This is a genomic window from Marinobacter sp. EhC06, from assembly GCF_001650915.1.
Taxonomy (GTDB): domain Bacteria; phylum Pseudomonadota; class Gammaproteobacteria; order Pseudomonadales; family Oleiphilaceae; genus Marinobacter.
In genome coordinates, this window is the sequence record NZ_LXYO01000034.1 from 13,586 (window position 1) to 32,601 (window position 19,016).

The 19,016-nt window shown below is 55.0% G+C and carries 16 protein-coding genes; 4 read left to right on the top strand and 12 right to left on the bottom strand.

Annotated features, from left to right (window positions below; translation table 11 throughout):
• Position 1: 1 nt before the first annotated feature.
• Positions 2-1,270: an allantoate amidohydrolase gene (locus A8B84_RS17020; protein ID WP_064230362.1), complete on the bottom strand. Its 1,269-nt coding sequence runs from the start codon at positions 1,268-1,270 to the stop codon at positions 2-4.
• Between the two features lie 25 nt (positions 1,271-1,295).
• Positions 1,296-2,054, bottom strand: a complete 759-nt coding sequence (locus A8B84_RS17025; RefSeq protein WP_064230363.1) for an aspartate/glutamate racemase family protein — start codon at positions 2,052-2,054, stop codon at positions 1,296-1,298.
• Between the two features lie 543 nt (positions 2,055-2,597).
• On the opposite strand from A8B84_RS17025, the gene A8B84_RS17030 reads away from it, so the two are divergent.
• From A8B84_RS17030 to A8B84_RS17045, 4 genes are all read left to right on the top strand, one after another.
• The gene (locus A8B84_RS17030) at positions 2,598-3,659 is read left to right on the top strand and encodes an ABC transporter substrate-binding protein (protein WP_201257905.1); all 1,062 of its coding nucleotides are present in this window, start codon (positions 2,598-2,600) and stop codon (positions 3,657-3,659) included.
• 125 nt (positions 3,660-3,784) lie between these two features.
• Positions 3,785-4,594 (top strand): ABC transporter ATP-binding protein, encoded by an 810-nt coding sequence (locus A8B84_RS17035; protein WP_064230365.1) that lies wholly within the window; start codon positions 3,785-3,787, stop codon positions 4,592-4,594.
• A 26-nt stretch (positions 4,595-4,620) separates the two neighbouring features.
• The gene (locus A8B84_RS17040; RefSeq protein WP_064230366.1) at positions 4,621-5,523 is read left to right on the top strand and encodes an ABC transporter permease; all 903 of its coding nucleotides are present in this window, start codon (positions 4,621-4,623) and stop codon (positions 5,521-5,523) included.
• A gap of 81 nt (positions 5,524-5,604) precedes the next feature.
• Positions 5,605-7,143: an amidohydrolase family protein gene (locus tag A8B84_RS17045; RefSeq protein WP_064230367.1), complete on the top strand. Its 1,539-nt coding sequence runs from the start codon at positions 5,605-5,607 to the stop codon at positions 7,141-7,143.
• A gap of 60 nt (positions 7,144-7,203) precedes the next feature.
• Here A8B84_RS17045 and A8B84_RS17050 read toward each other — a convergent pair whose 3' ends face one another.
• The 10 genes from A8B84_RS17050 to puuE form a co-directional block, all read right to left on the bottom strand.
• The gene (locus A8B84_RS17050) at positions 7,204-8,721 is read right to left on the bottom strand and encodes an amidohydrolase family protein (RefSeq protein ID WP_064230368.1); all 1,518 of its coding nucleotides are present in this window, start codon (positions 8,719-8,721) and stop codon (positions 7,204-7,206) included.
• A gap of 33 nt (positions 8,722-8,754) precedes the next feature.
• Complete coding sequence (locus tag A8B84_RS17055) at positions 8,755-9,663, bottom strand: ABC transporter permease (RefSeq protein ID WP_064230369.1); 909 nt, start codon at positions 9,661-9,663, stop codon at positions 8,755-8,757.
• A complete protein-coding gene (locus A8B84_RS17060; protein ID WP_064230370.1) occupies positions 9,647-10,591 on the bottom strand; it encodes an ABC transporter permease in 945 nt (314 codons plus the stop codon). The genes A8B84_RS17055 and A8B84_RS17060 overlap by 17 nt, the downstream gene beginning before the upstream one ends.
• 83 nt (positions 10,592-10,674) lie before the next feature.
• Entirely contained in the window at positions 10,675-12,309 is a 1,635-nt protein-coding gene (locus A8B84_RS17065) for an ABC transporter substrate-binding protein (RefSeq protein WP_064230371.1), read from the bottom strand.
• Positions 12,291-13,334 (bottom strand): ATP-binding cassette domain-containing protein, encoded by a 1,044-nt coding sequence (locus tag A8B84_RS17070; RefSeq protein ID WP_064230372.1) that lies wholly within the window; start codon positions 13,332-13,334, stop codon positions 12,291-12,293. The genes A8B84_RS17065 and A8B84_RS17070 overlap by 19 nt, the downstream gene beginning before the upstream one ends.
• Entirely contained in the window at positions 13,331-14,362 is a 1,032-nt protein-coding gene (locus A8B84_RS17075) for an ABC transporter ATP-binding protein (RefSeq protein ID WP_064230373.1), read from the bottom strand. The genes A8B84_RS17070 and A8B84_RS17075 overlap by 4 nt, the downstream gene beginning before the upstream one ends.
• Positions 14,363-14,617: 255 nt before the next feature.
• The gene (locus A8B84_RS17080; RefSeq protein ID WP_082905210.1) at positions 14,618-16,006 is read right to left on the bottom strand and encodes an amidase; all 1,389 of its coding nucleotides are present in this window, start codon (positions 16,004-16,006) and stop codon (positions 14,618-14,620) included.
• Between the two features lie 6 nt (positions 16,007-16,012).
• Positions 16,013-16,747, bottom strand: coding sequence for an aspartate/glutamate racemase family protein (locus tag A8B84_RS17085; protein WP_201257907.1), 735 nt, complete (start codon positions 16,745-16,747; stop codon positions 16,013-16,015).
• 24 nt (positions 16,748-16,771) lie between these two features.
• On the bottom strand, positions 16,772-17,281 hold the full coding sequence (locus A8B84_RS21375) for a nucleoside deaminase (protein WP_082905211.1): 510 nt from the start codon (positions 17,279-17,281) through the stop codon (positions 16,772-16,774).
• A 136-nt stretch (positions 17,282-17,417) separates the two neighbouring features.
• Positions 17,418-18,380: an allantoinase PuuE gene (puuE, locus tag A8B84_RS17095; protein WP_064230504.1), complete on the bottom strand. Its 963-nt coding sequence runs from the start codon at positions 18,378-18,380 to the stop codon at positions 17,418-17,420.
• Positions 18,381-19,016 lie beyond the last annotated feature (636 nt).

Below are 19,016 nucleotides of genomic sequence, written 5' to 3' on the forward strand. Positions count from 1 at the left end.
CTCATACGGGCTCCGTCGCTGAAAAGTTCTCGACAAAGTCTGCAAACACCTGAGAGGCAAGAGCGGCATCTTCAGCCGACATGGTCTCGCCAGGATTGTGGCTGATACCGCCGTTGCCGCAACGCACGAACAGCATTGCCATTGGCGCAATGTCAGCGATAATCATTCCGTCATGACCTGCGCCTGAAGGGAGTCTTCGCGGAGTACAGCCATGTCGCTCCATGGACTCCTCCAAGCTCTGTTGCAACCAGCTGGCGCATGCGACACTGGCAGCTTCGTAGGTTTTCTCGAGGCTCTTGCGGATCCCGCGGCGGGTGCAGATACTGTCAATTTCAGCCTGAATGTCGTCGACTGCCGACCTGCGAATCGAGTCCTCACCAGCCCTGATATCGATCGACATCACCGCATGACCCGGAATGACGTTCCCGGCACCGTTGGGCACATTGAACTGCCCTACGGTACCTACCAATCCTGGCGACTCATTGCAGCGTTTTTCAATGTAAAGCGCGATCTCGGCACCGGCCATCACCGTATCATTCCGGGAGGCCATCGGAACCGTCCCGGCATGTCCGGCCACGCCTTGCAGCTCCAGCATGAAACGGCTTGAACCAGAAATTGCAGTGACAACACCAAGCCCTCGGTTTTCTTCCAACAAAACCGGGCCCTGCTCAATGTGAACCTCGAGGTAAGCGGCAATATCGCCCTTTGACATCGCTGCGGCGTCGAGCTGTGTCGGGTCCAGGCCCGCACTGATCATCGCTTCGCGCATTGTGACGCCCTGATCATCCACATTTTCCAGTACGCTCTTGTCAAAGCTGCCCGCAATGGCCCGGCTGCCGAGAAGCGGCGCCTTGAAACGAACGCCTTCCTCTTCGCAAAACGCGACGACTTCGATCGGAAACGGGAAGCGCTTGCCCTGACGATTCCATTCAGCGACGCAGGCGATGGGTAACAGAATGCCCAAGGGGCCATCGTACTTCCCGCCATCGCGAACAGTATCGAAGTGCGAGCCCGTCATAAGGATGGCACTGCCCGGGTCGGTGCCCTCATAGCGCCCAATCACATTACCGACAGCGTCTTCCCGTACCGCCATGCCTGCTTCGCTCATCCATGACGCAATCTGACTCGCGGCACCCCGGTGGGCCGCCGTCATATAGGTGCGCGTCATTTCGCCTTCCTGCTCGGTGTGCGAAGCCAGCGTTTCGATACGGGTCATTATTTCATGGCCCAGCACGCTGTAATTGCGAGTATCCCTATCAGTTTTCGTCATAGTTGCCTTCTTTATGGTGGCGCCATCAGGATTGCTGACCAGCTGGATGTGAAAACAGATCGGCCAGGACCGGATCAATATGATCCAGTCTCGCGGGTGCCGGGGTGGCGTAACTGCCGGCCTGGGGCTTGGGAAAATTCAGTCTCACCAACGACTCCAACATCCCCACACCACATGCAATCCCGTCAATCACAGGGACAGGGATGTCAGGTTGAATCTGTCTATGCAGTCCAACCAACGCTGCGCCGGCCAGTACCAGCGAGTCGCAGCGCTCCTCACTCACCAATGCCTGCGAAGCGTTTCGAATCAGCTCCAGAGAACTGTCAGGATCTGCATAGAGGGCAGCAGCAGAGGAGCCGACCACGCGCATACCAGCCAGGCGCGGCTCAAACCCACAGCCAACGATGCGTTCGCGGTAAAAAGCGGCGTTCCGCGCACCCGGCAACACGACACCAAAGCGTGACCCAACCATCGTTGCGACATGACATGCCGCCTCTGTCATGCCAACAACCGGCACCGACAATAGTTCTCTTAGCGCGGCCACAGCGGTGTCGTATGAAATGCCCACCAACACTGCGTCATAGGGCTCTTTGACGGCCGCGATTGCCTCCAGCATTGCGTGGGCCGCGACTACTTCTGCCGAGCGACTGGCAATAACCTCAGCGCCACGTGTGCACTTTGCAGCGAAAACGACGGTGTCTGGCGCCGCGTTACGCTGGGCTTCAGCAAGCAGCGCCTGGGTAATGCTCTCGCTGGTATTACCGTTTATGAGAAGAACACGCATAAAAAAGTATCCGCCAGTGTTGGCCAAGTTTTTATGAGCAACAGACAGCAATTTAGGTGCCAGCATTATTTTGTATACAATTTTAATCTCGAAATGCGTCGAACCGACGGACTTTGCTCAGAGATTAGAGGCATCGGGGTAGGACGTTACGGCCCAGAGAATTGAAAAGCGCTCCATAAGTGCACGCTCCGCCTAAAACTTGCCTCCATACGGTGCAGAATTCTCGTCTTTTATTTTCTGAAGATGATTCATAATTGCGTACAATCCAATTATCTATTGAGCGCAATTATACAGTTCAAAGGCCTTCAACACTGGAATCCGCTTTGCCAATGCTAACCGGACAGACGTCTGCAGAACGCTTTTGGCAGTCGCTGGCACAGAGCTTGCTGATCTGGAAACCATCGGTCGCACTTGAGTACTCCGATTGCGGAAGAACCCATTCTGTGTTCGTGAGAGATGTTGACCGTCCCCCTTAAAGCCCAGCGCTTTTTTCATTGTTTTAAACGGTTGGAGTTCTCTATGTGTGAAAGGAATGGAAATTACATGCAGGACGTCGAAGAATTAATTTCGAAGTCGCGTCGTAACTTTTTAAAAGGAAGCGCTGCAGCGGGCGCTGCGGCACTGTTGCCAATGGGGCTTGCCTCTGCGCTCAACCCGACGGCGGCCTGGGCTTCAGACGCCACAGTTGTCAAAGCAACCCATGGCACCGGGTTTTGTAACCTTGGGCTGTTCCTGGTTAAGGAACGCAATCTGGCCAAAGGCGACGGGGTAGAACTCGATTTCGTCGTGACACCTTCTAACGCGGACATTGTGACGCTGTTTGGTGCAGGCCTGGTCGACATGTCAATGATTCCTTACTCGCAGTTCATCACCCTGTATGACGCAGGCGCACCGGTGAAGATCGTCGCTGGAGGCGGCGTTGAGGGATGCATGATCATCGTCAAGGAAGGCATCAAGAGTGCGGATGATCTGAGAGGCAAGACACTGGGAACCTTCCAGGCCGACACTCTGGAAGTACTTCCGTACGATTACCTCAAGCAGAACGGCATGAACTTCAAGGATGTTGAGGTTCGTCATTTTAATACCTCCCCTGAAATGGCTCAGGCGTTTATAAGCGGCGCGATTGATTCGATGTGCCACATTGAGCCCTATGCGTCCCAGTCACTCGCCTCGCGCGAAGGCGCTACCGTGCTGTCAGACGGCATTGATCTTTACGGTGAAGGCTACTCGGATTGCGTCCTGGCGGTACGGAAGCCACTGCTGGAGAAAAATCCAGACGCGATCAAAGCCACCATCAAGGCCATGCTCCTGGCACAAAGTCAGGCGGAGTCCGACCCTGAGGCTGCACTACAAGACACTGTCGGCAAGTACTACAAAACGTCGATGGAAGCTTCGCGCAAAGCCAGTAACAAGCAACCAGTCAAGATTGACCAGCGAAACCAGACGAGTTTCATTCTGGATCGCAGCCAGTCCCTGAAGGAGCTGGGCTACATCAAGAAGTTGCCTGGCAGAGATGCGATCGACTGGAGTCTGCTTGAGCAGGTCATCGCTGAGAACCAGGAGCTCTATAACAGCTTGAAACTGAAGTCAGCTGGTATTGCCTGATCGCCAGGCGACTGGGTCGGCCAGGCGTAATGCGGCGCCAGCGGTAACCGTTGGTGCTGTGTTATGCAGACCGTCTTTTGGGTAATAACGCGCGAATCAAACAGACATAGATCAGGGATATTTTTATGGCCGTACCCGCCGTTTCTTGCAAGAAGGTTTCGAAGGTCTGGAAGCCCGACGGGCCCGCGCCTGTTGTGGCGATAGATGAATTGTCCTTTGAGGTTGCCCGCGGTGAATTTGTTGTTTTGCTGGGGCCTTCAGGCTGCGGAAAAAGCACATTGCTCTACATGATTGCGGGCCTTGAATCGACGACTTCGGGAACGATTGAATGCGACAAATTGCCAGTGGAAGGCCCGAGTTCCGATCGAGGAATGATTTTTCAGGAAGCATCACTCTTTCCGTGGCTGACCCTTGCTGACAATGTGACTTTCGGTCTCGGCCTGCGTGGCGAGGGACCTGACACCCGGCGAAAAATCGCCAGTAAAATCATGAAGAAAGTCGGCCTCGGCGATGTGCTCGATAAGCGTCCTGATGAACTCTCTGGCGGTATGCGGCAGCGAGTTGCGGTGGCCCGTGCGCTTGCTATGCAGCCGAAGGTTCTAATGATGGATGAGCCATTTGCCGCCCTGGACGTTCAGACAAGAGCCAAGATGCAGAACTTCCTGCTTCAGATCTGGCGTGATAGCTCGGCCTCCATCCTTCTCGTGACCCACTCGATTGATGAGGCCATCTCATTGGCCGATCGCATCATCGTATTCACGTCACGCCCCGGCCGTGTCAAGAAAGACATCAGGGTTGATATTGAAAGACCTCGCAGTACGCGCGATCCCGCTTTTCACGCCTTGCAGGATGAGCTATCCGAACTGTTGGCGGATGAGGTTGATCGCTCCTTTGCTGACCAGCAGCGAAGTGTCATTGGCAGCCACTCTTCGTGAGTCGGCCAAAAAACAACGAGGCTACTGTGAAAAGCACGAACGAACTTACCGCCAACGTCTCCGACGTAACACCCAAACCCAAAAAAGTGGCGACGGGTCTGTCCGGCAAAACGAAGTATCGATTGGAAACCGCATTCTGGTGGATTCTGTCGATTAGCATTTTTGTGGGTATCTGGGAATTATGCTGGTACGTCGGCTGGGCAGACCCTTTGCTGATGCCGCCGCCGCATATTTTCTTGTCAGATCTACCAGAAACATTCAAGTTTTTTGATCGTGGCAACATCATTGGCAGTGATCAGACCGGTGCCAGTTTACTCGGTGTCTTATCGGTGCTTCTCTGGACGACGATGCGGGTCGTCGCTGGGCTCGGAATCGGCTTCTTGCTCGGCGTGGCTACCGGGCTGCTCAGTCGCTATAACCGATTATTCGGTAATTTGTCTCTGCCATTAGTCACCTTGTTGGCGCCAATCTCTCCGGTTGCCTGGCTGCCCGTTGCCATCTTCCTGTTCGGAATCGGCAACACGCCTGCGATTTTTATGGTTTTCGTTGCCGTGTATTTCATTATCACACTGGCAACGTTGAACCAGATTGATAACGTGCCGGTCAGCTATATTCACGTCGCCCGGATCATGGGTGCCACCAGACGACAAATCTATACCCGTGTCATCCTGCCATCCATCCTGCCCGGCCTGTTTATGACTCTACGCCTGAACCTGTTCGCCGCATGGATGGTGGTGCTCATCGCCGAGGCTGTCGGTGTCGGCAGCGGACTTGGGCAGATCGTGATGTTGGCGCGCAATACGTTCAACTCATCTCTGGTCTTCTTCAGCATGACTCTGATTGGCCTGCTTGGATTCATGTTGGACCAGTTGCTGCGCATCGTGCAGAAGCGACTGCTGTGGTGGCTGGATCAGGAAGGGCAGAAGTAAGCATGAGGGCCGTCTATGCGAAACAAACACGGCCACAAACTTTTATAGATTTGCATCTCCATCGTTCAGGAACAAAGACCCATGACAGAATCAATCTTCAAGGCAAAATGGATCGTCCGCGGTGCCATTGATCGTGAAAACGCCGACATACTGAAAAACGGCGCGCTCTTCCAGCGTGACGGTGTCATCGTCGACATTGGTCCGCTCGCAGACATCGAAGCAAAATACCCGAATGTCGATGTCATTGGATCGGACGACCAGATCATTCTGCCGGGTTTCGTTAACGCTCATCATCACGTCGGAATGACACCTCTGCAACTTGGCTCACCCGATCACCCTCTTGAATTATGGTTTGCCAGCCGAATGTCAGCCCGCGATCTCGATCGTTATCTGGATACTTTATATTCGTCTTTTGAAATGATCGCATCTGGCATTACCACGGTTCAGCATATTCATGGCTGGATGCAGGGCCCGCTGGAGAGGATTAACAATAACGCGTCGCAAGTACTTCAGGCGTATCGCGACGTTGGTATGCGCGCCTCCTATTGTTACGCCGTGCGTGAGCAGAATCGCCTCGTCTACGAAGCCGACGAAGCGTTTGTTGCTCGGCTTCCCTCTGACTTGCAAGCGCCGATTGCTGCACACCTGAAAAGCCAGGCGATCCCTTTTGAAGACAATCTGTCTCTGTACGACAACCTTGTTGCGGAAAACGAGGGCCAGTCACGGACCCGGATTCAGCTGGCGCCGGCTAACCTGCACTGGTGTACTGACCATGGTTTGACTGAGCTTGAAAAACGTTCTCTTAGAGACAACGCGCCGATGCATATGCACCTTCTGGAAACGGCTTATCAAAAAGAATACGCACGTCGTCGTACGGGTACCACTGCGGTCAAGCACCTGGAGAAACTTGGCATTCTCAGTTCACGCCTGACGCTGGGGCATGGCGTCTGGCTCACAGAGGAAGATATAGAGATTGCAGCAAGCCACGGTACCTGCATTTGCCACAACTGCAGTTCCAACTTCCGTTTGCGTAGTGGCGTCGCACCGCTCAACGTTTTCGAGAAGCACGGTATGACGGTCGGTATCGGACTGGATGAGGCCGGGATCAACGATGACCGCGACATGCTCCAGGAAATGCGCCTGGTTCTACGCGCGCACCGTGTTCCAGGGATGGACGACGTCGTGCCGACTGGACCGCAGGTATTGCGCATGGCATCCGAACACGGTGCGATGACAACCCCCTTCGGTAAAGACATTGGCCGCCTGGATGTGGGTCGTATGGCGGACCTGGTTATGATCAATCATCGCAAGGCCTTGTGGCCATATCAGGACGATCAGATCCCCATCCTCGATTCGATTATGCAACGCGCCAAGACAGAGTCGGTCGACAAGACCGTGGTTGGCGGCGAGGTCATTTATGAAAATGGTCGATTCACCCGTGTTGATCGCGATCAGGTTCTCAACGAAATCGCTGAGCGTCTGTCGAAACCCCGCACGGCGGACGAGGAAAAACGAATCCACTTGGCCAAAGCCGTTTTCCCCCATGTGAAGAAGTTCTATGACGGTTATCTGGATGGCCAAAAGCGCGAGCCTTTTTACTCGCCCTCTTCCAGCATCTGAACAGCAATGCCGACTTCATTGGCCCATGAGGTCGGCACATTCACTAAAGACGTGGAGCGGTCACGGCGTCATCGGCCCCGCCCAGCGGTTCATTCCAACGTCTTTCTGGCTGGTCTTAAGGTACATTTCACGATAATAGGGCGCGAGACGATCCGCCGATTCGGTCATCAGGTCCAACTGGGCAGATAGCCGATCCGTGTACCCGCGCACCTTCTTTCGAAGAGCGGCCTCGTCCACCGTCAGAACTTCGCCGTCTTCGACCACTATGCGACCGTCGACGATCGTCATTTTCAAAGACCCGCCATTTTCGCAGAAGACAAGCGCACGCTTGAGATTGTGCAAGGGCGTGAACGGAAGAGTATCCAGATCAACCAGCAGCATATCAGCCCGGTAACCTTCCTTGAGCATGCCTACGCGATTCTGAAGCCCCATGGTACGAGCGCCTCCCCGGGTCAGCATGTCGAGGATCTCATTTTCATGAGGCCAGTTCTGGTATTCGGCATCAGCGATTTTATGGACCAGCCCTGCGGTTTTGCCGACCGTCCAGAGGTTGCAGCCGTCATCAACGGGGACTTCATCGATGCCCAGACCAATATTGATCCCGGCGTTCTTCAATCGACGGAATGGCATGACGCCGCTACCAATTTTCAGATTCGAAATAGGATTATGGATCACCGAACACCCGGACTCCGCCATGGCTTTGATATCTGCGTCGTCAACCCAGACGGAATGAATCACCACTGCCCTGTCCGTTAGCACGCCCTGATCCTTCACGTACTGAATAAAGGACTTTCCATGCATTTCCTCACCCAGAACACGCTGTAATTTGGTTTCGAGAATATGCATCTTGTACGGAATATTATGTTTTTCGCTCAGGTCGTTGAGCGCACGGAGACAATCGGGCGTCACACGCTGAGGCGCGGAACAGGACACAGAACACCGGATGCGGCCGTTCGCCGTGTCATGCCAATGCTCGATAAAGCGCTCGTAGTAACCGATAAGCTCGTCAGTTGTGAGCAGCGGCACCTCTTCCATCTCCGTGCGGATATCGTCCGGCAGGAGATCGTATAGGAAGGGGTACTTTTCATATTCCCGGACATTCACCTGACAAAGCGTCACCGACGCACGAATACCGGCATCGGTGTAGGCATTCATCACTGCGTTTACTTCTTCATCCGTCGGCACGGGGACAAAGAAACAATCATCGTGGTTTGTGGTGACGCCCTGCTTCAGAAGCTCGACGGCACCCAGCATGGTACGTGTATAGGCGAACTCACGATCCACCGTTTGACGCTGAAGCGGCGGCACCTCATAAAGCATGTAAAGCTCCAGAGGCGCATCCACAAGGGCCCCCTTGAGAAAATTCACGGGTGAGTGGAAATGCGCATTAATCAGTCCCGGCATGACCAGCTTGCCTTCACCGTCAACAACTCTGGCGCTACCGGTTTCAATGCCCGCCGCAACATCCGGCCCCATCTTCTTGATCACACCATCAGCAATCAGAACGTCGGCACGCTCATACTCGGTGTCGTGTTCGTCCATCGTGAGGACTCGGGCATTACGGATAATGATATCCATGGTTTCTGTTTACCTTTTCCGGCTTTGATACGGTTATTTCCGGCTGGCCAGTGCCAGCCGGGTTTTAGGATCGAGGGCATCCCTGAGGGTGTCACCCAGAAGATTGAAGGCGATCACCACCGTCATGATCAGTATTCCTGGTAAAAGCGAGATGTGGGCCGCGTTGAAAAGATATTGCCGGCCGTCGCTGGTGATAATGCCCCATTCGGCGGTTGGCGCCTGAACACCCAGCCCCAGGAAGCTCAGCCCAGCCGCGGTGATGATGATGTTGCCAACGATCGTTGTGCTGTAAACAATTGACGCGGCAACCACATTGGGGAGCATTTCCACGAAAAGTATCTTGGGCGTGGGTGTCGCCGCCGCGATCGCCGCTTCGATATAACTGCTATTTCTTTCCTGCTGTGCCGCTACGTAGACAACACGGGTGTTGTAAGGCAGCAGTACAATCGTCAGTGCAATGATCATATTGACCATGCCTGGCCCCATAAACGCCGCCAGCATGATGGCCAATAGAACCATCGGAAAGGCAAAAAGCACATCCATGACCCGCATGATGATCGAACCCAGCCGGTCGTTCCAGGCAGCCACCAGGCCCAGGGGTATTGCAAATAGCGCACTGAGCACCACCGGCGTGATACCGGCAAATAACGTGGTTCGGCCGCCCCAGATAAGGCGGGAGAGCATATCCCGCCCCTGGTGGTCGAGGCCAAGAATATGGTCTGGCGTACCCAGCCCCTGCAACCGAAGTCTTGGAAAGCTGACGGTGGGGTCAAACGGTGCGAGCCAGGGTGCGAATATCGCCGCCACTATCACAAAGGCGAGAATCAGTGCACCGCTCATCGCGTACCGATCCGCAAGAATGCCTCGCCAGATGAAAAAGAAGCTCGAGCGTGGCTTTACTGCCCGACGGGGCGTCGCAATGGTTTCAGCGTTCGGATGCATCAAGAGCCCTCACAATAAAGTCCGCAAGAAAGTTGCTGATAACGAAGGTCAGAGCAATAACCAGTGAGCAACCCTGGATCATCGGAACGTCTCTTTGCAGAATCGCGTTATAGAGCTGCAGGCCGATACCGGGCCAGTTGAAAATAATCTCGCTGAATATGGCACTACCAAACAGATAACCGACCTGAAGGCCGCTGATATTAACGAAGGAAGGCAAGGCATTGCGCACCATGTGGACATAGTTCAGGCGCCTGCGCCGAATCCCTCTGGACCTCAGAGCCATCATGTAAGTTTTATTGGTGACATCGATCATCGCTGATCGTGAAACCCGGGTGACAATCGCAATCGACGACGCCGCCGTTGCGATGGCGGGCAAGGTCGCATGATGCACAAGTTCCCAGAACCCGCCGGGATCGTAGAAATTTTGCATCCCGGACGTTGGAAACAGAGGAAATTTCACACTGAACAGGTAAAGCAGCAGAATGCCCAGCCAGAAAGTAGGCGCAGAAGCCAGCAGAAGCGTACCGAAGATGGTCAGCCGGTCACCGATACTGCGAAAATGGGTAGCAGAGAACACCGCCAACAAAAAGCTCACAGTGATTACAAGAAATAGGCTGAACCCCATCAAAATAAACGAGTTGACGATCTTTTCCCCCAGTAATGAGGCAACCTCAACGCGCTGGGATATCGAGTACCCGAGATCAAACTGCAACAGATCCCACAGCCAGATACCGTACTGGACCAGCAATGGACGATTAAGCCCGAGTTCTTCCCGCAATGCCTGGACGGCTGTGTCCGACGCCTGCTGACCTAAAACGGTACGGGCAACATCACCTGGGACCAGGTAAACCGAAATAAAGACCACAAAGCTGACCCCCAGCATCACGGGAATCATTTGCAGTAAGCGCATGACAACAAACCGGGGCATGACAGAAACTCCAGCTATGCCAGGTTGCAGGCCCTGATCATCGAGCCTGGCAACCTGGCGATCTCTTACGTCAGATGAGGGCCTTAGTTTTTGACCAGGCCGGTGTAGTCATGCCAATGCTGGGGTGCGAGTACGAACCCTGAAACATTCGGCCTCATCGCATAGATGGCAATCGGGGTGTAGTAAGGAATGAACGCCATATCGTCAGCAATCGTTTGCTGCAGAGTGGCCAGATGGCCAAGCATCTCGCTTTCAGTTTTTGAAGACCTGGCATCCGCGAGCAACTTGTCAATCTCCGGGTTTTCGTAATAGCCGGCGTTAAAACCGTTTGGCGGGATTGCCGCGGTTGCAATCACCTGGTCTAGCCAGAAGAAACTGGTCTCGCCCCAGGACACTGACATGAAGCCGGTTCCCTCGCGAATGCCCCCACCAAGCATGTCCCAGTAGGTGCCGTTATCGAATGACTCGATAGATGCGTCAATGCCGATTTTGGCCAGGTCGCGCTGGATCCACTCGGCATCACCGACCGTGTTTACATCGCCACCCCCGCCCATGGTCCAGTCCAGGCGAGTCTCAAAACCGTCGGGGTAACCTGCCTCTGCCAACAGTGTCTTGGCAGCTTCAGGATCGTATTCACAGTCCTTGAAATCAGGGTCGTAACCCGGGCCGCCGTAATTCAGGATACCCGTGGCAGGTCGTGCGTAGCCGTTACGGTGAAACTCGGCCATGCCTTCACGATCCAGCGCCATACAGACAGCACGTCGGACTCTGACATCCTGCAAAGGCTCTTCTTTGAAGTTGACCCACATCATGTAAATCGTGGAGATCGGGCTGCTGACAATGTCCAGCCCGGCGGCTTTAAGCTGTTCGATCGAGTCGGGAGAGGGAGACGAGATCATGTCCACTTCGCCACTGCGCAACGCCAGTTCTCTGGTCGCTACTTCGGAAATAGGCCGGAACATCAACCGCTCAATGGTTGGGGTACGGCTTTCGTCCCAGTAATCCGGGTTGCGTTTTAAAACAGTCAACTCGCCAATAGAGCGACTGGCAAACTGATAAGGGCCGGTGCCAACAGGATTGGTCTCGACGCTATCGTTGCCGTTCTCACGAATAGAGGTCGGGCTGATGAATCGGGGGGTACCCGAACCACCCATGGCCAGGCGCCGGAGAAACTCAATGTTCGGAGTTTCGAGCTTGATCTCGAACGTGTAATCGTCAACGACCCGATAGCTTTCAAGGTCCTGCCACATCCAGCGCATCAGTCCGCTGGCAATCGACTGGTAGTACTCAAATTCAGGGTCCAGCATTCGATCCAAGTTGAATTTCACCGCGTCGGCATTGAAGTCCGTACCGTCGTGAAACTTCACGCCTTTGCGCAGGTTGAAGGTATAGGTGAGTCCGTCGTCCGAGATATCCCAGGATTCCGCCAAAGCCGGAACCAGAGGCGGTTGTTCAACATCATCCCGAGTCAGATCCTCGGCCACGAAGCCCTCGAACACATGCATGATCACGCGAAACGTGTTCCATGTGGTCGAGGCATGAGGATCCATTCTGGATAAGTTGGCTTCGATCGCGATCGCCACGGTATCCTGGGGAGTCGCCTGAGCATTTGCCTTTTCTGGCATGACCGCCAAACCGCCTGCGGAAATGGCAATCGCCAGAGCGCTTGCCGGCCCGATCGCCGCTTGCTTCAATCTACTCATGACTTGCTTTTGCATGGTATTGCTCCTTCGTACTTTGCGTTTAAGTCAGACGGGCGGAAGCCTGTCTCCTCAGCGTACAAATGACAGGCCACACTCCGGCTCCCATCAATCGACTTCAGTAAAGGCGTCTTGTCCCGGCAATGGGGCAGGCGGTGCGCGCAGGTGCCTTGATAAACACAGCCACCTCCGTCGCTGCGCTCCTCTTCGACGTCCTCTATGGCGGCGGCAGCATCCAGCCAGCGCTCATCGCCGTCCATTGTTAAAATCGTGTCCAGAAAATTCCGTGTGAAAGGGTGGGCCGGTAATTTATGGATATCGTTACTCAACCCGGACTCCAGAATTTGTCCCCGATACATGACCAGCGTGCGGTCGCACATGTAGCGAACAATTCCCAGGTCGTGAGAGACGAAGAGATAAGCGATATCCAGCTTGCCCTGGATCTCCCTGAGCAGATTAAGAATCTGTGCCTGAACCGAAACATCCAGAGCTGAAACCGGCTCATCGAGAATCAGCAGGCGTGGTTCAGGGGCCAGCGCGCGGGCAATCGCAATCCGCTGACACTGGCCTCCGCTGAATTCGTGGGGGTACCGCGACGTTGCCGAGGGATCCAGGCCAACGAGTTCCATCAGGCTCTCGGCTTTGGCAAGCGCTGCCCGCTTGGGCATCCCGAAGTTAAGCAAGGGTCTGGCGATACTTTCTCCCACGGTGCGGCGGGGATTGAGCGAGTGCAGCGGGTCCTGGAACACCACCTGAATGTCGCGCCTGAAAAGGCGCATTCGATCCCTGGAAACCTCAGTCAGTAGTTCTCCGTCAAACCAGACTTCACCCTGATCGGGCTCAATCAACCTTGCGATGATCCTCGCCAATGTCGACTTGCCTGAACCAGAGCCACCCACCAGCCCAACGGTTTCCCCGGGGAACAGGTCAAAACTCACACCATCCACTGCCTTGGTGCTGGCGACGACTCTTCTTCGGATCAGTCCACTGGTTGTGGTGTAACTGCGGTGTATATCCCGAACCGAGAGCAAAGGACGAGTCATGCGTCCCCCTTCTCTGGACCCACCAGATGGCAACGGACGGCTCTGGTTTCGGAAAGGGTTTCGAGTTCAGGCAGCTCATTCCGACACCGATCCACAACATGGTCACAGCGATCCGCGAAGCGACAGCCCTTCGGCGGGTCAACCAGGTTCGGCGGAGTTCCCGGGATCTGATAGAGCGACTCATCGTCTCTGACATTATCAGGAACTGACCGAATGAGAGCCTGTGTATACGGGTGCTGGGGGCTCGCCAGAACCTCCTCGACGTCACCCTCTTCCTGCACATGCCCGGCATACATCACAACGACGCGATGGGCGATGGCTCTAACAACGCCGAAATCGTGGGTAATCAGGAGAATGGGTAAACGATGTTCCTGGTTCAATTGGCGTAGAAGAAACAGAACTTTTGCCTGAATACCCACATCAAGCGCGGTCGTCGGCTCGTCGGCAATCAACAACGAGGGGTGGCAGGCGAAGGTTATGGCCAGAGAGACACGCTGGCACATGCCACCGCTCAACTGATGCGGGTAAGACGCCGCAATCCGCTGCCAATCGTTAAACCCGACCTGGCGCAATCCCTGCTCGATGTATCGCAGGCGCTCCGCTTTCTTCATCTCCGGACGGTGCAAGGACAGCGTTTCGAGAAAGGCCTCCTCAATCGTGAATGAAGGATCAAGGCTGCCACGGGGGTTCTGGAACAGCATCGCAGCCGATGTGCCGCGAATTGACTCGAGGTCATGCTCCGACATCGCCAGAATATCCTGGCCGTTGAGCGACACTGAACCCGAGACGAAGCGACCGGGCGGTGTACTGATGAGCTTGAGAGCCGCCAACGCCGTCACACTCTTACCCGAGCCTGACTCTCCGACCAGAGCGACGATCTCACCGTCGCGAACAGACAGGCTCACGTTGTCGACGGCGCGCAGGGGCCCTGCAGGCGTATCAAACCAGATTCTGAGTTCCGAGATATCGAGCCCACCAGCGCGGGGACTGACATTCTGAGAAATTTGTGGGGCAAGCTCGTTAGACATATCGCGACCACAACGTCGGTTGATGTGGAAGGCACGCCAACCTTGATTAGCCGTTGAGGCTTTTCATGCGCTATGTGTCAGGTAATTCATTGTTCGGGCCAACATCGCCATCTTAATTAGTTTTCAAACACTTAAGATAAATCCGCCCGCCATTGACCAAATCTACCCGAACGGAGTTCGCCTCAAACAAGAGCACAGGCGCTCCAAAAACGAGCGGTAAAAGCAGACACGGGCAGCGGTGTAAAAAGCAGCGAATCAGCCAGGCAGAGGCAGGAAGGTGTAGTCGTTCAACCGTTCGAGGTGTTTTGCAATCGTCAGTACCCGCTGATCGGCAAACCTGGGCGCGATGATTTGTAGCCCAACCGGTAAGCCCTTATTGTCGGTACCACAGGGGACGGAGCAGGCAGGCGCGAACACCTGATTAATCATCCATGAGAAGGCGGCGTGATCCCGGGCATTGGCCTTTTTCCCATCGATGATCGAAGGCCAGGCCTCTGAAAGAGGCCAGGCGGTTACCGGCGCGGTCGGGCACAGGAGAACGTCGATCGACTCAAAACACGCGATAAAATGAACATGAAGCTCTTTTCTGAAACGCAGGGCGTTGGCCACATCAACGCCGGTAAGCTCCAAACCCTCTCGAATCTGATCCGCCACGTCAGGGTCAAACTGCGCTTTATTTTGCTGGTATTGAGCGCCGTACATGGCCGCCAGTGCCGACTTCTCCAGTGCGCCAATGCGCGACTCACTGGTCGATTTCGGCCAACGGGGAGTCATCGTAAGAACGGACAGCCCATCGTCACGCAGGCGGTCGACCGCTGCCGACACTGACCGGGCCACATCCGGTTCTATCAGGGCAGCTAACCCAAGATCCGGGCTGAAGCCTAAGCGCAAGGGCCGCGACGATCCGCTGTTTACGCTGCCGGCACTACCGGGATCCATACGCCCGCCTTCGCCAATAATGCCCATCACAAGATCTATGTCGCCCACCGTCCGGGCAAAAACGCCAATAGTGCTGTTGCCGAAATCCGGCCCCTCGAAACCGGGCCCCTCCGGAACCGTGCCACAAGAAGGCATGAAGCCAAGTATGCCGGTATGGGATGCCGGGCGACGGATCGACCCCCCAGCATCGGTACCAAGTGAAAGAGGACACAGCCTGGCAGCGACCGCAGACGCAGATCCGCCGGAAGACCCCCCCGGAGTACGCTCCAGATCCCAGGGATTCCTGGTGGGCCCGTACAGTTCGTTGGTCGTGACGCCACGGCATGCAAACTCTGGCGAATTCGCCATCCCCAGTATGATTGCGCCCGCTGTTCTCAGGCGTGCTACAGCCGCGGAATCTTCCGGTGCAATAAACCCTTCAAAAAGCCGTGAGCCCTGGGTGATCGGCCAACCCTTAACCCATAGATTGTCTTTGATCGCGATGGGCACGCCAGCCAGCGGGAGCGCTTCCCCTTGGTTAATTCGTTTCTGGATCGCCTGCGACTGACGATGGATGTCGTCTCGGCTCCAGTAAATAAGGGCATTGATATCCGGGTTGCGCAATTCCAGATTCTGAAGGAAAGCATCCGCCACTGAACGCACAGTAACGGCCCCTCTCTGCACCCGGCCGGCCAAATCAGCTGCACTGAGATCAGTCAGATTCACGTTTTTCTAGTCCGCCGCTGTACCAAATGAGGATAGGGTGCCGTGATAGGCCTTGCTGACCGGAGCTGCGTATCCGCCGAGTTTTGCAGTGGCAATCCCAAGGTCAATCAGTGTACCGACCAGCCCGGCAGCGCCGGTTATTCCGTCAACAACCGGCATGCCGAACTTTTCACTCAGCCTGCGTGTCATCGAGACCATGCCCGCACAGCCGAGCACGACGGCTTCGGCTCCGAGTGCTTTGGCCCGTACCATTTGCTCTTCGATGCGCTTTTCTGCTTCACCATCATCCGATTCGAGTGCCAACACGGGAATATCGGTCGCGAGAACCCCCGCGCAGCGACGGCTTAACCCATAACGTTCAAGATTGTGTTGAATGATGGGTACAGAACGGCTAAGGGTGGTGATGACGGCGAAACGGTGGGACACCAGCGAAGCGATATGAAACGCGGCCTCTCCCATACCGACCACCGGCGCATTGACCAGGCATCGAGCGGCGTCCAGCCCCGTGTCGTCGAAACACGCAATGATGTATCCGTCGGCATCCGGGTTTGCCATCAGCGTTTCCATTAAGCCGACACTTGCAACGGCACCATCGTAATGCCCCTCAATGCTCTCTGGCCCACTCGCAACAGTGATAGCCTCTATGTGTAGCCGGTCGCCCACCACCAGCTTCGCCGCATCGGCACAGGCATCCGTCATGCTTCGGGTTGTATTCGGATTAATCAGGCAGATTCGTTTCAACGCATTGCCTCCTCAGACGATTGTTTAAGGGGCGAGACCCAGTTTTTTCTGCATGTCGTCAGACCATTCGAAATAGACCTCGGCACATGCTGTTGCGCTGTGCTGGCTATAGGGAATCGATCGTTGATCCACAGGTACACTCGCCTCTACCCTCAGAGCTTCTACACCGATATCTGCATAAGGCGTGTCCGCAAGGCATTGGTAGGCCTCAAGCGCATCGTTATGAGTCGCTCCGTAAAAAACATGACGAACGCCGGCCAAGCGAATCGCGACCGTGCACATGGGGCAGGGCTCTCCGATCGCATACAGGTCACAATCATTCAGAGCGGTGGTCGCCAATCGGCGACAGGCATCCCGGATTGCCTCTATTTCGCCATGCGCGGTGGGATCGTGATGGACCAGTTCGTGATTCAGCCCTTCCCCTACAATTTCCCCGTTCTTGACCAGGATGGCGCCAAACGGCTGGGTGCCCGGCTGATCAATAGCCTTGCGGCTAAGGCCGATCACATAATCCATAAACCTTGATTCGTACATAAAGCTCAACCCCGCACTCGCGTTCGTTGACTAATGAATCCGCCCCACTCCATATGCCGGTTCACATACTTACCGAGCAGGCGCCTGAATTGCCCCGTTTCTACACACCATGCCTCTGGGATTCGAAACGCAGAGTTCATCGTGATGGCATCTGTGGCTTGAACGGGTGATGCTCTTTCCAGTGATGGGCGATATCAATCCGCCGTGTGATCCATACCCGGTCGTGCTTTTCTATATAATCCAGGAATCGCTGCAACGCTCGGAAACGTCCAGGGCGCCCAACAAGCCGGCAATGCAAGCCAATCGACATCATTGCGGGCTTATCTTTACCCTCGGCATACAAGACGTCGAACGCATCCTTCAGGTACTCAAAAAAGTGACTACCGGTATTGAACCCCTGGGCAGTCGCAAAGCGCATATCGTTCGTATCCAGTGTGTAGGGAATGACCAGATGGCCTTTCGACCGAGCCTCTGCGGTTTTCGTCTCAACCCAGAACGGCAGGTCGTCCCCGTAATAATCGCTGTCGTACTCGAAACCGCCTTCCTCTACGACAAACTGTCGGGTCTGCGGGCTGTCCCTGCCGGTGTACCATCCGCTGGGATGACAACCGGTGAGTTCAGTATGGATCTTTACCGCTTCAAGAAGGTGGGCGCGCTCTTCGGCTTCACTCACCGCTTGGTAAGAGAGCCAGCGCAAACCGTGGCAGGCGATTTCATGCCCCTGTTCCCGGAAGGCAGCCACCACGTCAGGATTACGCTGAAGGGCCATGGCTACTCCGAAAACAGTCAGGGGCAAGTCCCGGCGCTCGAATTCTTTGAGAATGCGCCAGACCCCCACCCGCGATCCGTATTCGTAGAGCGACTCCATGCTCATGTGTCGGTCTGGAAAAGACTCAGCGCCGATGATGTCTGACAAAAACGTTTCCGAGCCGTCGTCCCCATGAAGCACCGACCGTTCAGCACCTTCTTCGTAGTTCAACACAAATTGCACGGCGATGCGGGCTTTGCCGGGCCATCTTGCCTCTGGAATTGACGGGCCATAACCCTTCAGATCTCTGGGGTAAATCACAAGGAAGTGCGCCTTTTGCAAACGGATCATGAAATTGCGAATTGGCGACTCGCAATCATCTAACCCGGACTCCAAGCAAAAACCTAGCCAAACCTCCTGAATGCCCTTTTTTTCAGGGAAGAGCTGGCACCTTCTGCATTCTTCGGAACCTAAAAACCAAAAATCAGCGCACCGAAATCGAGCATATGAATGCAAAACGAATAGATTACAGAGCAACCCAAAGGTTAATGGTCTGTTCATCGCAGTTCGCGCTCGACTTGGCACGATCAGCGATCAGAAGCTCACCTTGCCGGGTAAGAACAGAGTCCCCGGCATGCCACGTGCCGCCCCCCCTTGCCGACCGTCAGTAACGAATGTACTCACCGTGGACGGGTCAATTACGTATTTGGCAGGAGCCATCACAATCGGAAAACGTCAACCATGCTAAGGTGTTAAAGCTGGGCCATCTAAGGAATGTCGCCCATGAATGTGGATCTCCAGAGGCAGCTCAACCGGCTCGCTCAAAAACAGGTTCAGGCGCAGACGTCCTGAGGAAATTGTTTGCGTTTGTTACGATTTTTCGGACTGATTAGGCTCGGTAGGAACGTTCGCTTCTGTTTAAAACCGGACAGCAGCAAACGTAAGAACATAGCACGAGCAGGTTCACGAAAACCCCAGGAAATGCTT